At 74.9% G+C, this 14,512-nt stretch carries 6 protein-coding genes and 1 pseudogene; 4 read left to right on the top strand and 3 right to left on the bottom strand.

The genetic code is table 11. From position 1 onward, the window contains the following. Positions 1-34: 34 nt before the first annotated feature. The gene (locus AB0L59_RS34025; protein ID WP_365590514.1) at positions 35-880 is read left to right on the top strand and encodes a fused MFS/spermidine synthase; all 846 of its coding nucleotides are present in this window, start codon (positions 35-37) and stop codon (positions 878-880) included. Here AB0L59_RS34025 and AB0L59_RS34020 read toward each other — a convergent pair. Both AB0L59_RS34020 and AB0L59_RS34015 read right to left on the bottom strand, forming a co-directional pair. Next, complete coding sequence (locus tag AB0L59_RS34020; RefSeq protein WP_365590513.1) at positions 842-2,137, bottom strand: MFS transporter; 1,296 nt, start codon at positions 2,135-2,137, stop codon at positions 842-844. The genes AB0L59_RS34025 and AB0L59_RS34020 overlap by 39 nt on opposite strands. A gap of 64 nt (positions 2,138-2,201) precedes the next feature. Then, on the bottom strand, positions 2,202-3,212 hold the full coding sequence (locus AB0L59_RS34015) for a hypothetical protein (RefSeq protein WP_365590512.1): 1,011 nt from the start codon (positions 3,210-3,212) through the stop codon (positions 2,202-2,204). A gap of 126 nt (positions 3,213-3,338) precedes the next feature. Here AB0L59_RS34015 and AB0L59_RS34010 point away from each other — a divergent pair, with 126 nt between their 5' ends. Then, positions 3,339-3,791: a DUF4442 domain-containing protein gene (locus tag AB0L59_RS34010; protein ID WP_365590511.1), complete on the top strand. Its 453-nt coding sequence runs from the start codon at positions 3,339-3,341 to the stop codon at positions 3,789-3,791. Between the two features lie 85 nt (positions 3,792-3,876). On the opposite strand, the pseudogene AB0L59_RS34005 reads toward AB0L59_RS34010, so the two are convergent. Further along, a pseudogene (locus tag AB0L59_RS34005) lies at positions 3,877-4,828 on the bottom strand (UTP--glucose-1-phosphate uridylyltransferase). 288 nt (positions 4,829-5,116) lie between these two features. On the opposite strand from AB0L59_RS34005, the gene AB0L59_RS34000 reads away from it, so the two are divergent. Together AB0L59_RS34000 and AB0L59_RS33995 are read left to right on the top strand one after the other, a co-directional pair. Next, entirely contained in the window at positions 5,117-7,111 is a 1,995-nt protein-coding gene (locus AB0L59_RS34000; protein ID WP_365590510.1) for an RICIN domain-containing protein, read from the top strand. Between the two features lie 387 nt (positions 7,112-7,498). Beyond that, complete coding sequence (locus tag AB0L59_RS33995; protein WP_365590509.1) at positions 7,499-14,512, top strand: SDR family NAD(P)-dependent oxidoreductase; 7,014 nt, start codon at positions 7,499-7,501, stop codon at positions 14,510-14,512.

Genomic DNA, 14,512 nt, shown 5'->3' with positions numbered 1-14,512 from the left:
CCGGTGTTCGTCCGGAACCGGTGACAATGGATGCGTGAGTGAAGCCATACCTGTCACCCGGACCGTCGACCACGGCACCGCCAAGCTCATGCCCGATGTCGACCGGGAGCGGGCCTGGCTGCTGACCGTCGACGGGGCGCCGCAGTCGTACGTCGATCTCGACGATCCGGCGTATCTGGAGTTCGAGTACGCGCGGCGGCTCGGGTATGTGCTGGATGTCGTCGCCGAAGAAGGGCGGCCGCTGGACGCGCTGCACCTCGGAGGAGGGGCGCTGACGCTGCCGCGCCATGTGGCGGCCACCCGGCCGGGCTCGCGGCAGGAGGTCGTGGAGGCCGACCGGGGGCTGCTGGAGCTGGTCGCCGAGTATCTGCCGCTGCCGCAGGGCTCGGGCATCGCGGTGCACGCCGCCGATGCCCGAGCGTGGCTGGAGGCGGCCCCCGACGATCACGCCGATGTACTGATCGCCGACGTGTTCGGCGGTTCCCGGGTGCCGGCGCATCTGACCACGCTCGCCTACGCCCGCCAGGCCGAGCGGGTGCTGCGGCCGGGCGGGGTCTATCTGGCCAACCTCGCGGACGCGGCCCCGTTCGGGTTCCTGCGCTCCCAACTGGCCACGTTCGCCACCGCGTTCGAGGAACTGCTGCTGATCGCCGAACCCGCGGTGCTGCGCGGCCGGCGGTTCGGGAACGCGGTGCTCGTCGCCGCGCACCGGCCCCTCGACACCGCCGCGCTGGCCCGTCGAACCGCGGCGGACGCGTTCCCGGCCCGGGTCGAACACGGGGCGGCACTGCGGGAGTTCACCGGTTCCGCGCGGCCTGTCGAGGACGCCGACGCCGTGCCGTCACCCGAGCCCCCCGACGGGGCGTTCGGCATCGGCTGACGGGACCGGGGAGACGGCGACCGGCTGGGTGCGGCGGGTCAGGGTGCGGACGTCCGGGACCAGCAGGACGAGCGCGGTGACCAGGACGACCAGGCCGGCACAGCCCCACAGCGCGGCCGCGCGGCCGAAGGCGCTCTCGGCGGGCCCCGCCAGGGCCGTCGCGAGGGGCACGAGCGAGACCGAGCCGAACCAGTCGTACGCCGAGACCCGCGAGAGCTTCTCCTCGGGGATCTCCTGGTGCAGCGCGGTCATCCACGACACTCCGAACACCTCCACCGTCGTACCGGCGGCGAACATCACCCCGTACAGGACGCCGGCCGGCACCGGTACGGCCAGGGCGGCGGAGGGCAGGGCCAGGGGGAAGACGCAGAGGGTGCCGGCGAGCAGCAGGCGGCGGGGTTTCCAGCGCGTCATGAGCAGGGCGCCGGCCACCGTGCCCGCGCCGAACGCGGCCAGGGCCAGGCCCCAGGGGGCCGCGCCTCCCAGGCTCTCGCGGGCGACGAGCGGGCCGTAGACCGCGTCGGCCGCGCCCACGACCGCGTTGGCGATCGAGAACTGCACGACGATGCCCCACAGCCAGGGACGGCCGACGAACTCCCGCCAGCCGTCGCGGAGATCGGCCAGCATGCCCTCGCCCTGTGCGCGTGGGGGGATGTGGCCGACGTCGAGGAACGAGCGGAGGACTCCGGCCAGGGCGAAGGCGGCCGCGTCGAGTGCGAGGACCCAGCCGGGGCCGACCGCCGCGACCAGAGCACCGCCCAGTGCCGCGCCGCCGAGTGCCGCACCCTGCGTGGCCATGCGGAAGACGGCGAACGCCCGGCCCGCCTGCTCGCCCTCCACGGAGGACATCAGCATGCCCTCGGCCGCCGGGCCGAAGAACGCCTGCCCGGTGCCGCCCAGCGCGGTGAGCAGCACCATCTGCCACAGCCGCGGCTCGCCGGTCAGGACCAGCGCGGCGAAGGCGCCCTGGGACAGGCAGTTGAGGGCGTTGGCGGCGACCATCACCCGGTGCCGGGGCACCCGGTCCGCGAGCGCGCCGCCGATGAGCAGGAACACCACCAGCGGCAGGGTGCGCGAGGCGGCGACGAGACCCACGTCCGCGCCGTCGCCGCCCGCGTCCAGCACGGCGAACGCGGCGGCGATGAGCGAGCCGTTCGCACCGAGGCCGGTGACGACGGCCGCCGTGGTCAGCAGGGAGTAGTTGCGGCCCGCCCAGGAGGGTCTGCGCGGGCCGTGCGGAGGAGACGCCGAGTTCACCGGGCGACTGTGGCCCGGGCGTGCCGCGCGGGCAAACGGTTTCCCCGGCGCACGCCCGGGCGGCTCAGTCGTTCGTCGGCATTCCGTGCAGCCGGACCGTGCCGAGGATCTTCATGACGGTCGCCCTGGGCACCTCGCCGTTCACGCCCGTGGCCCCGTAGAAGTCGAACGACACGAAGTCGTGGGCCGCGTTCTGGAAGCCGAAGGTGAGCGCCTTGCCGTCGGTGACGCACTTGCCCTTCTTCGGCGTGTGACTCGACTGGGCCCATCCGTAGCTGCCCTTGACGCCCGACGTGGTGGTGAAGGGGTGGGCCTTCTTGTCCCAGGAGATGCTCTTCTTGTCGGGCTGGGTGTAGCCGCCGTAGACCCACCAGGCCGGCGTGTTGATCGCGATCTCGTCCGTGTCCTTGGCACCGCTGGCGCCCTTGACGCCCATGGCCCCCAGCGCGGTGTCGTCGGTTCGGCCGTCCTTGTCGTCGTCGGAGGTGCACCACGTCGACCTGTACTCGGCGACGCCCGACATGACGATGCCCTTGTCCTTCTCGGTCTTCGGGAAGTCGAAGCCGATGCCGAGGCCGGGGGACTGCACCTCCCAGTCCGCAGGCACGTCGAAGGCGACACCCCACTTGGAGTTCACGACGACCTTCCAGCCGGCGATGGTCGGCTTCTCCGTCGAGGTGCCGCGCGGGTCGTCGGTCACGGACGAGGTGGGCGTGGGCGGGGCGGACGGCGACTGGCTCGCGTGCTGCCCGCCCTTGCCGTCGGCCTCGTCGTCCTTGCCGCCCTTTCCGCCGAGGACGAGATAGCCGGTCACGGCGGCGGCGACCACGACCGCCGTGGCCGCGAGGATCGCGATCAGCTTCGTGCGCCCACCGCCGCCCTGCGGAGGCTGCGGGACGGGCACGGTGGGCGGCTGCGGCTGCCCCCACTGCGGCCGCTGACCGTACGGGCCGGCCTGCGGATACTGCTGGTATCCGGGCTGCTGGTACGGGTTCGGCTGCTGGTAACCCGGCTGCTGGTACGGGTTGTGCTGCGGGTTCGGCGCGCCCCCTGGCGGCTGCTGATCTGGCCACATGGCGAGTAACCCTAGTGCGGCCGAGGACACGGTTCGGTCACCGGTCCTCGTCAGGGGCGTAGCGAAAGGCAACGGGTGGGGCCGCGGTGCTGGCCAGGTTCGACTACTCGTGAGTAACATGACGCCATGAGCGCAGACCAGATGTCGATCGGCGAGATGCTCGCCGCCACCGTGCCCATGGCCCGGACCCTGAACCTCGAGTTCGTGGAGACCAGCGCCGACCGGGCCGTGGTGTCCCTGCCGGACCAGAGCGCGTATCACAACCATGTGGGCGGGCCGCATGCCGGCGCGATGTTCACGCTCGGGGAGTCGGCCAGCGGAGCCATCGTGCTGGCCGCCTTCGGGGACCAGCTCGCGCGCGCCGTGCCGCTCGCCGTGCGCGCCGACATCGCCTACAGGAAGCTGGCGATGGGCGCCGTCACCGCGACCGCCACGCTGGGCCGCCCGGCCGCCGAGGTCGTCGCCGAGCTGGACGCCGGGCAGCGTCCCGAGTTCCCCGTGCCGATCGAGATCCGGCGCGCGGACGGCGCCGTGACGGGTGAGATGACCGTCGTCTGGACGCTGCGCCCCAACAGCTAGGGAACTGCCGACGGTTGGGGGCCGCGGTCGAGGGGCACCCTGCCCGTGCGTCCCGCTGCGGGACGCGTTCGTGTGCCGATCCTCTCTACGCGGCCCGGCGGCCCTCCCCGCTCCCGGCCCCGCCGTCCTCCAGACTTGCCACGAACTCCTTGAGCCATCCGGTGAATGCGGGGCCGAGATCCGGGCGGGCGCAGGCCAGGCGGACCGCCGTGCGCAGACAGTCGGCCTTGTCGCCGGTGTCGCAGCGCAGACCGCGGAAGAGGACGCCGTGCACGGTGCCGCCCGCCGCCGGCTCCTGGAGGGCGTCGGTCGGCTGGATCTCGCCGCCGCGGCCCGGAGGGGTGCGCTCCAGGGCGTCGAACACCGCCGGGTCGAGGACGTAGCGGCCGATGACCGCGTACCGGCTCGGTGCGGTCCCCGGCGCCGGCTTCTCCACCAGCCCGGTCACCCGCACCACGTCGTCCTCGCCGCCCGGCTCCACCGCCGCACAGCCGTAGCGGTGGATCTGCTCCGGTTCGACCTCCATCAGCGCCACCACGCTGCCCCCGCAGCGCTCGCAGGCCTGGAGCATGCGGCTGAGCAGGGTCTCGCGCGCGTCGATCGGATCGTCGCCGAGAAGGACCGCGAAGGGCTGATCCCCGACGTGCTGACGGGCGCACAGCACGGCGTGACCGAGGCCGAGCGGGTCGCCCTGACGGATGTGGTGGATGTCGGCGAGCCGGGACGGATCGCGTACGGCGTCCAGGCGTACGGTGTCGCCCTTGGCCGCCGGCGCCTGCTCCAGCTCGAAGGCGTGGTCGAAGTGGTCCTCGATGGCCCGCTTGTGACGGTTGGTCACCAACAGGATGTCGTCCAGGCGGGCCGCGGCCGGCCTGGACGACATCCTGGATCGCGGGCTTGTCGGCGACCGGCAGCATCTCCTTCGGGGTGGCCTTGGGGGCGGGCAGGAACCGGGTGCCGAGCCCGGCGGCCGGCACGGCCGCCTTGCGGATCGTCCGGGGGCGGACAGGGCTCGCTGTCGTGTGGGGGGCGATCATGCGGCCCATGCCGGCGGACCCGGACGAGAGCGCGCCCGGAGAAACATGGGAACCGGCTGTGGAAGTGATACCGGCGGTAACTGTCGTGTAATGCGCCGAGTTTGAGGTCGCGTCAATCGTACTTCTTGTTTCCCGTGAGCGGCGTGTGCGAAAGTGAGCCTCCCCGCGGGAGGGCAAAGGCGGGCGTCAAACGCCACGGCCGGCCCTTTAGGTATGCATCAACCTGGCACTGCTTTCCGACAGGACGGCATTTCACGTGCTGTCCTGCGGCTGGAAAGGAAATGTCCCGTGCAGCCCCCTCACCCCCCACGCCCGCCCTATCCGCCGCTGCCCGGTTCGCCCGGGGAGTCCGACCGTGATCTCGCCGCCCGGCTCGGCGGCCCGCACCACGTCCGCCATCACTGCGTCGCCCTGCTGCTGGCCCGCCACTGGTCGGCCGCCCGCGACTACGCCATCGTCTGCCTGGCCACCGCGGGACCCACCGCCCACCTCGTGGCCACCGCCGCCTTCCACGAGGTCCTCGGCCGTACGGCGGCCGGAGCGGTCGGCGGTGCCCTGCGCCCGCAGCTGCTGGTCGCCGTCCGCGACACCGTCCGCGCCTGGGCGACGGACGACACGGCCTGCGCGACACTGCCGGAATTGCGCAGAACCACCGGCGGCCGCGGACTGCGTGCGACCAAGCCCGGAACGCCGGAAAGGCGACAACTCGCCGAACGCGCGTTCCGGCCACTTCCCGGCGCCTCGCAATGCCTTCTGTGGCACACCGAGGTCGAAGCGGAACCCATAAACATACCCGCTGGTCTGCTGGGCATCGACCCGGCCACCGCGACGACCGTCCTGGAACAGGCGCGTGAGCAATTCCGGACGGGGTGTGTGCGTGCCCACCGGGAACTCGCGCCCACCCAGGAATGCCGCTTCTACAACCGGCTCCTCGACGTCCCCCTGCGCCGCGGAGGCGTCCTGCTGCCGGATGTCCGGCAGCACCTGACGAGGTGTGCGTGGTGCCGGCACGCCGCGGAGACCTTCGGGCTGTCCGACGATGGCCTCGGCCTCCTGCTCGCCGAGGCCGTCCTCGGCTGGGGGGCGCGCCGCTATCTCGACTCCCGCCCCGGTCGCGGCGCCGGCGAGGAACCGGAGCCCGCCGTGCCGTCCGACCCGACGGGAGCGGGAGCCGGCGGCAGGCACCGCACGCGGCCCGGCGACCGCCACCGCACGGCCCTGGCCGTCGGCGTCGGCCTGACCTCGCTCGTGCTGCTCGCCACGGTGCTGGTGGCCAGAAGCTGGTCCGACGACAACGGTGTGCCGGCGCCCGGTGCCACCTGGGGCGCCCCCGCCGGCCACACCACCCGGCCGGTCGGCACCGGTACCCGGGCCGCCGGCTCCCCCTCGGCGGCCTCCGTCGGCGAACCCGTCGAAGTCGCCCACGGCAGCCTGCGCGGCCTCGCCTCAGGGCGCTGCCTGGACGTCAGCGGGGGCACCGCCGAGGCGGGCGCGGGCGTCCTGCTCGCACCGTGCTCGTCCGCCGCCACACAGCAGTGGTCGTACCAGGACGACGGGCTGCTGCGCAGCGCCGCCGACCCGTCCCTGTGCCTGGCCGCCGACCCCGGCACGAAGAACGCCGCACTGGCCGGCTGCGTCGTGCACGCCGGAGAGGTGGCGTACGACTTCACCGTGCGCGGCGAGATCCTGCCGCGCACGGACGAGGACATGGCGCTCGCTCCGGGCTCCGGAGGCTCGTCCGTACGGGTGCGGCTGGTGCCGCGCGACGGTTCACCGGAGCAGCGCTGGGTGCTGGAACCGGGAACGGGCGGGGCAGGGCGGCCCGACCTGGCGCCACGCGGACCGGGCGCCCCGGAAGCCGGTGACGTCCCCTACGCCCTGGGCGGTCCCGGTGGTCCGGGCGGTCCCGGTGGTCCGGAGGGGACGGACACCCCCGGGGGATGGCGGTCGGGGGAGCCGGGAGGGGATGCCGCCGGGCCGCCGTACGGGGACACCTCGCCCGGAGGGCCGGAGGGCGATGGCGTCCGGCCGGGAGGGCCCGGGAATTCAGGGAAGCCGGGGGTTTCCGGGGAGGCGAACGAGACCCGGATCGCTCAGGTCCGTGCCGGGCGCGACCGGCGGTCGACCCGGCCCGCGCCGCCCGGCGACGTCGTGAGCGCGGCACACGGCGCTCTGCCGGCGGTGGCCGACGAGGTCGCCGGCCAGGCCGTGGGCGCGGCCGCCCGTACGGTCACCGATGCCGTCGCCGCGCTGCCGGCGGCCGTGCAGACGCTGCACGGCTGACGCGCCGCGGAATGTCTTCCGGGGGCCCGACCGGGTTCGAGTCACGGCCCCGGCGTCATGCGGAATTTACAGACGTCCCGGAAATGTCCCGGCGCGTTGCCGCGGGATGAGTGCACGGTGAAGCAGGCGAGCGCTTCGCCGGGTTTGTGGTGGTGGGGGCGCGTGGACCCGAGGGGTCCCGCGCCCGTGCCCGTGAGGGGAATGACCGCGTTTTCCGGTTCTTGCGGGGAATTCGGTGCGCTGGCCGAATCGATGTCACCGGCCGCGAAAAGGGCGCGTCGTTATTGACCCGTGAGTAGCCCGGGGCTAGTTTCCGGTGCCCTCGCACCAGAGCGTTCCGCCCGCACACCCCCCACCGTGCTGTCTCGCCGATCGTGCCGGAGCATCATGACCTCGCCTGTGCGTCCCCACGACCTCGTCCTGTGCCTCACCCCCTTCGGAGAGCCCGACGCCGGCCTCACCGCCGCCGCCTGCGCCGCCGGCGCGCTCGGCATCCTCGACCTGGGCACCGGCGACCGAAGATCCCGGGAACAGCTGTCCCGGCTGGTACGGGCCGCTCCGGCGCCCTTCGGCGTACGCGTGACCGGGCGCTGCGTCCTGACCCCCGCCGATGTCGGCGACGCCCCCGACACCGTGGTCCTCACCCCGGACGCGACCTGGGCCGTCCCCGAACTGCCGTCCCACTGGCGCGTGTTGGCGGAGGTCACGGATCTCGGGCAGGCACGCGCGGCCGTATGTGCCGGCGCCCGGGGGCTGATCGCCCGGGGTGCTGAGAGCGGCGGCCGGGTCGGCGAGCTGAGCACCTTCGTGCTGCTGCAGCAGCTGCTCGCCGACGAGGAGTCGAGCCGCGTACCGGTCTGGGCCTGCGGCGGCATCGGCCCGCGCACGGCGGCGGCCGCCCTGGCCGGTGGTGCCGCCGGTGTGGTGCTCGACAGCCAGCTCGCCCTGCTCGCCGAGTCGGGTCTGCCCGAGACGGTCCGCGCGCCGCTGCGCTCCCTGGACGGCTCGGAGACCGTGGTGCTGGGCGGTCACCGCGTACTGCGGCGCCGGGGGCCGCACGCCCCGCGCCCGCCGGCCGACGCCCCCGAGGCCGTCGCGTCCCTGCCGGGCACCGGCGATCCGCGCGGCGGACTGCTGCCGGTGGGCCAGGACGGGTTCCTCGCCGCACGGTTCGCCGAGCGGTACGGGGACGTACGGCGGTCGGTGCGGGAGGTGTCGGCGGCGATGCGCGCGGTGGCCGACGGCGGTCCGGCATCGGCGGCGTGCCAGGGCGTCGCCGATGGTGGCCCGGCAGCGACGGGGTCGTGCGGTGCGGGTGACGAGGGTCCGGCAGCGACGGCCCAGCGCGGTCCGGACGATGGCGGCCCCGCATCGGCGACGTCGCACGGCGCGGACGACGACGGCCCCGCAGCGACGGCGCGGCATGGCGTGGCCGACGGCGCCCCCGCGTCCGCCCTGCGACCCGGCTCGGCCATGAGCCGGGCGCTCGGCACCCGGCTGCCCGTCGCACAGGGACCCATGACCCGGGTGAGCGACCAGGCCGGCTTCGCCGCCGCCGTGGCCGCGGACGGGGCGCTGCCGTTCCTGGCGCTGGCCCTCGCCGACGGCGAGCGGACCCGGTCGATGCTCACCGAGGCGCGGACCGTGCTGGACGGTCGGCCCTGGGGCGTCGGCGTGCTCGGCTTCGCGCCCGAGGACATCAGGAGCGCCCAGCTGGAAGCGGTACGGGAGCTGCGGCCCACGCACGCGGTCATCGCGGGCGGACGGCCCGCCCAGGCGCAGGCGCTGGAGCGGGCCGGGATCCGGACCTTCCTGCACGTCCCCTCTCCGGGGCTGCTGCGGCAGTTCCTGGAGGCCGGCGCGCGGCGGTTCGTGTTCGAGGGGTCCGAGTGCGGCGGGCATGTGGGACCGCGGGCCTCCTTCCCGCTCTGGGAGGCCCAACTCGCCGTACTCGAAGACTTCCTGGCCGAAGGCGACGAGGCCGAGGCCCGGCGGCTGGAGGTGTTCTTCGCCGGCGGCGTCCACGACGAGCGGTCGGCGGCGATGGTCGCGGCCCTGGCCGCGCCGCTCACCGTCCGGGGCGCCGCCGTCGGCGTGCTCATGGGCACCGCCTATCTGTTCACCGAGGAGGCCGTCGCGCACGGCGCCATCCGGCCGCTCTTCCAGCGGCAGGTGCTCGCCGCCACCGCGACCGCCCTGCTGGAGACCGCCCCCGGCCACGCCACCCGCTGCGTCCCGAGCCCCTTCACCGCCGGCTACCGCGCCCGGGAGGCCGCCCTGCGGGCGCAGGGGCTGCCCGACCGCGAGACCTGGGAGAGCCTGGAACGGCTCAACGTGGGCCGGCTGCGCATCGCCAGCAAGGGCGTCGAGCGCGGCCCCGACGGCGAGTTGGCGGACATCGACGAGGAAAGGCAGTTCGCGGACGGGATGTTCATGGCCGGCGAGGTCGCCGTCCTGCGCTCGGAGACCACCACCCTGGCCGATCTGCACCACTCCGTGACGGACGGCGCCGCCGACTTCCTGACCCGGCGCGCCGCACACCCGAGCCGGGCCGCCGCGGCCGCACCCGTGCCGCCCGTACCGCTGGACATCGCGATCGTCGGCATGGCCTGCATGTTCCCCGAGGCGCCCGACCTCACCGCCTTCTGGGCCACCGTCGTCACCGGAAGCGACGCCGTCACCGAGGTCCCGCCCGAGCGCTGGGACCCCGCCGTGCACCACACGGCCGGCACGACGGCGTCCAAGTGGGGCGGCTTCCTGCCCCGCATTCCCTTCGACCCGCTGCGCTACGGCATCCCGCCGGCCTCCCTCGGCAGCATCGAACCCGTCCAGCTGCTGTCCCTGGAGGCGGCCCGGCGGGCGCTGGAGGACGCCGGATACGGCGAACAGGGGCGGGAGTTCGACCGCTCGCGGACCTCCGTCGTCTTCGGCGCCGAGGCGGGCAGCGACCTGTCCAACGCCGTCACCCTGCGGGCCGTCCTGCCGTCCTACTACGGCCGGGTCCCCGACGGCATCGAGGGGCAGCTGCCCCGGCTGACCGAGGACTCCTTCCCCGGCATGCTCGCCAACGTCATCTCCGGCCGGATCGCCAACCGGCTCGACCTCGGCGGCGCGAACTTCACCGTCGACGCGGCCTGCGCCTCCTCCCTCGCCGCCCTGGACGTGGCCTGCAAGGAACTCGTCTCCGGCACCAGCGACCTCGTGCTGTGCGGCGGCGCCGACCTGCACAACGGCATCAACGACTTCGTCCTGTTCTCCTCCGTCCACGCACTCTCCCCGACCGGACGCTCCCGCGCCTTCGACTCCTCGGCGGACGGCATCGCCCTCGGTGAGGGCGTGGCCTGCGTGGTCCTCAAGAGGCTCGCGGACGCCGAACGCGACGGCGACCGGGTCTACGGCGTGGTCAAGGGCCTCGGCTCCGCGAGCGACGGCCGCTCCCTCGGCCTGACCGCCCCCCGCCCCGAAGGCCAGCGGGCGGCACTGGAGCGGGCCTACCGCAACGCGGGTGTCTCACCCGCGGACGTCGGCCTCGTCGAGGCGCACGGCACCGGCACCGTCGTCGGCGACCGCACCGAACTCACCGTGCTGTCACAGGTGTTCGCCGAGGCGGGCGCCACCACGGGCGGCTGTGCGCTCGGCTCGGTCAAGTCGCAGATCGGGCACACCAAGTGCGCCGCCGGACTCGCGGGCCTGATCAAGACCGCCCTCGCGCTGTACACCGGGATCACCCCGCCCACCCTGCATCTGGAGCGGCCCAACCCGGCCTGGGCCGAGGACGACAGCCCGTTCGTCTTCCACACCCGCGCCCGGCCCTGGGCGGCACCGGCCGCCGAACGCCTCGCCGGCGTCAGCGCGTTCGGCTTCGGTGGCACCAACTTCCATGCCGTGCTGGCCGCTCACGCCGGAGCCGTGCCGCCCCGGCAGACCCTGGACGCCTGGCCGGCCGAGCTGTTCCTCTTCCGGGGCCGGGACACGGCGGCCGCCCACCAGCGGGCCCGGGAGATCCTCCGTGCCGCCGAGTCCGACGGCCGTCCCTGGCGCCTGCGCGACCTCGCCCTCGCCGCGGCCCACCGCGCCGACACCTCCCTCGAACCGGTACGGGCCGCGGTCGTCTCCCGTGACACCGGGGAACTGACCGGGCAGCTACGGCGGCTCCTCGCCGGGGAACACGACCCGGCCGCAGGGATCCATGTGGCGGACCCCGTGGCGGGCCAGATCGCCTTCCTCTTCCCCGGCCAGGGCAGCCAGCGCCCGGGCATGCTCGCCGACCTCCTGGTCCACCTCCCCGAGCTGCGGCACTACCTGGACCTGGGCCGCGCGCACGCCGACACCGTCCATCCGCCGGCCGCCTTCGACGACGCAGCCCACGAGCGCCGCCGGGCCGCCCTCACCGACACCCGGGTCGCGCAGCCCGCCCTCGGCATCACCGGTCTCGCAGCGCACGCGTTCCTCACCTCTGCCGGCGTCCACCCCGACCAGGCCGCCGGGCACAGCTACGGCGAGCTCGTCGCCCTCGCCGCGGCCGGTGCCCTCGACCCCGGGACGCTGCTGGAGCTGAGCGCCGAGCGGGCCGGCGCGATACTGGCGGCGGCGGGCGCCGACCCCGGCACCATGGCCGCCGTCGGCGCCCCCGCCGAGACCGTCGTACACACCCTGCAGGCGGCCGGGGCACCCGCGACGGTCGTCGTCGCCAACGTCAACTCACCCGACCAGACGGTGATCTCGGGGCCGACTCAGGACGTCGAGACGGCCGTACGGCTGCTGCGTGACGCCGGGCTCGGGGCCCGGCGCATCCCGGTGGCCTGCGCCTTCCACAGCCCGGTCGTGGCCGCGGCGGGGGAGCGGTTCGCCAAGGTCCTCGCGGGCAGGACGGTACGGGCGCCCGAGTTCCCCGTCTGGGCCAACCGCACCGCCGCGCCCTATCCGCCCGACCCCGACGAGGTGCGCGCCGGACTCGCCGCCCAGATCGGCGCCCCGGTCGCGTTCGCCACCCAGATCGAGGCGATGTACGAGGCCGGCGCGCGCGTCTTCGTCGAGGCGGGCCCCGGCACGGTCCTCACCCGGCTGGTCGGACGGATCCTCGGCGACCGGCCGCACCGCACGGTCACCTGCGAACCCACGGCCGACAGCGGCCTGCGCGGCTGGCTCGACGCCCTCGCCCGACTCGCCGCCGCCGGGCAGCCCGTGCGCACCGCCTGGCTCCTGCGCGGCCGTGACGCCGTCGACGCGCTGCGCACCCCGGCGCCCGCGCGACCCGGCTGGACGGTCGACGGGCACCTCGTCCGCACCGCCGACGGAGCACTCCTGCCCGGTGCCCTCGCACCGGCCCGACGAGTCGTGGAGACGACCGTGACCACCGACCAGCCGTACGGCGCCCCGGCCGACCGGGACGCGCTCATCTCCGAATTCCTGCGTACCAGCCGGGAGATGATCGCCGCCCAGCGCGACGTCCTGCTCGCCTACTTCGGCGCCACGCCCGGTGGCACACCGCCCGCGCCCGTGCCACCCGTACCGGCCCCGCAGCCGGCGTCCCTGCCTCAACCCCAGGCACCGACGGCGCAGTTGCCCGAACCGGCCGGCCAGGAGGAGCCGGTGGACGACGTGGCGCGGGCCGTCCTGGAGATCATCAGCGAACGCACCGGCTACCCCGTCGACATGATCGAGCCCGATCTCGACCTGGAGGCGGACCTCAGCATCGACTCGATCAAACGGGCCGAGATAGCGGGCGAGCTGGCCAGACGCCTGGGCATCGCGGGGGGCGCCGAGGTCCTGGACGACGCCGAACTGGAGGAGCTGACCAAGGCGCGTACGGCGGCCGCGGTGACCGGCTGGCTGACGGCCCGGGCCGGCGCGCGCACCGGAGAGGGGAGTGGTCCGGCCGAGGAGCCTACCGGGTCGTCGCACACCGCCCCCGCCCTCGGCGTGCCGCCCCGGCGATGTGAGCCACGGCCAGTACCGCTGCCCGGCCCGCACCCGGCCGCCGGCCCCGACGTGACCCTGTCCGGCCGGCGTTTCGCCCTGCTCGGGGACGGTGAGGGCGCGGCGGCCGAGATCGCGGCGCGGCTCTCCGGGCACGGCGCCGACGCCGTGATCCTCGACCGGGGGCACCACCTCGGCGCGGCCGACGGACCGGTCGACGGGGTCGTGTACCTGGGCGCGCTGCCCGGCCCGGACCTCCCCGTGCTGCCGGACGCCTTCCCGGTGCTCCGGGCGGCGCTCGCCCGCGGCCCGCGCCGGCTGTTCGCCTTCCGTGCCGCCGACCCCGCCGGCGCACTGCGGGCGGCCGGCCTGGACGGGCTCTTCCGCAGCATCGCCCGTGAGTACCCGGACCTGCTCGCGCGCGTGGTCGCCGTGCCGGACACGGGCCCCGCGGCCGTCGCCGACGCCCTCCTCGCCGAGGTACGCGCCCCCGAACCGGCCCCTGTCGTGCTGCGCACCGCGGCCGGGGCCCGGCAGGGCCTCGCCCTGGTTCCCGCGCCCCTCGGCCCGCTCGCCGCCGGCGGCGCGGGACCCGCCGGCGACGGCGCCGCCGAAGCGCTCGCGCTCGGCCTCGACCGGGACTCCGTCGTACTGCTCGTCGGCGGCGCCCGCGGCATCACCGCGAGGTTCGCGGCCACGCTGGCCGGCGCCTGCCGCTGCCGCATCGAGCTGCTGGGCCGCACACCCTCGCCCGGCACGCCCGAGGACGCGCGCACCGCCGCCGCCCGTACCCCCGTGGAACTGCGCGCGGCGCTCGCCAACGGTCCGGGAGCACCCGGACCCGCCGAGATCAACCGTGCCGCCGAACTCATCCTCGCCCAGCGGGAGATCACCACCACCCTCACCGAACTCGGCGCACTCGGCAGTGAGGCCCGCTATCGCTCGGTGGACTTCCGGGACCGGGACGCCGTCCTGCAGGCGGTCAAGGAGATCCACGCCGAACACGGCCGCCTGGACGGAGTCGTCTTCGCCGCCGGCGTCGTCGAGGACCGGCTGATCGCCGACAAGACCCCCGAGTCCTTCCAGCGGGTGTACGGCACCAAGACGGCCGGGGCGGCCGCGCTGTTCGCCGCCCTGGACGACCTGCCGGGAGCGCCGGCCTTCACCGTGCTCTTCGGCAGCGTCGCCGCCGTCCTCGGCAACCGCGGCCAGGCCGACTACGCCGCAGCCAACGACGCCCTGGCTGCGCTCGGCGCCGACTGGGCCGCCCGGACGGGGGCCCGCGCGCTGACCGTGCACTGGGGACCCTGGGCGCCGACCGGCACGCACGGCGGCATGGTCGGCGCGGAACTCGGCCGTGCGTACGCCCGGCGCGGCGTCGAGCTGATCGACCCGGACGAGGGCACCGCGGCCCTGCTCAGGGAACTCGCCTGGGGCGAACCGTCGGTCCGTGCCGTCGTCTACACCGCGTCGGGCTGGTGA

The organism is Streptomyces sp. NPDC052109 (assembly GCF_040680195.1).
In the GTDB taxonomy this organism is placed as follows: domain Bacteria; phylum Actinomycetota; class Actinomycetes; order Streptomycetales; family Streptomycetaceae; genus Streptomyces.
The sequence above is the reverse complement of the archived record's forward strand: the minus strand, read 5'-3'. Positions and strand labels throughout refer to the sequence as shown.

Coding starts and splice junctions, on each gene's coding strand:
- AB0L59_RS34015 (WP_365590512.1), bottom strand. CDS start 3,212: ATGTGGCCAGATCAGCAGCCGCCAGGGGGCGCGCCGAACCCGCAGCAC.
- AB0L59_RS34010 (WP_365590511.1), top strand. CDS start 3,339: ATGAGCGCAGACCAGATGTCGATCGGCGAGATGCTCGCCGCCACCGTG.
- AB0L59_RS33995 (WP_365590509.1), top strand. CDS start 7,499: ATGACCTCGCCTGTGCGTCCCCACGACCTCGTCCTGTGCCTCACCCCC.